Consider the following 240-nt stretch of genomic DNA (forward strand, 5'->3'; position numbering starts at 1 on the left):
GTCATTATTCGCGACGTTAAGACTCGACGAAGGTGACGAACTCGACGTTCAACTTTTACTGCATCCGGAACATTGGCACGTGTAGAACGACCATCGCGATCTAAACCAATATCCCTCAATAGATGAACATTCGTCCATGGAATATCATGAGCAGTTCGGCGTATGGTACGCTGCCATTGCTTTTCTTCGCGTTTAAGGTCTGCTTTCAATAGCAAAGTGGCCAATTGTAAGTAAATAGAG

Annotated in this window: 1 protein-coding gene; it reads right to left on the reverse strand. The window is 44.6% G+C overall.

From position 1 onward, the window contains the following. Positions 1 to 240, reverse strand: a 240-nt coding sequence (locus O4H49_RS20580; protein WP_269425309.1) for a hypothetical protein, incomplete at both ends; no start/stop codon positions are given.

Source organism: Kiloniella laminariae, from assembly GCF_027214005.1.
Classification (GTDB): Bacteria; Pseudomonadota; Alphaproteobacteria; order Kiloniellales; family Kiloniellaceae; genus Kiloniella; species Kiloniella laminariae_A.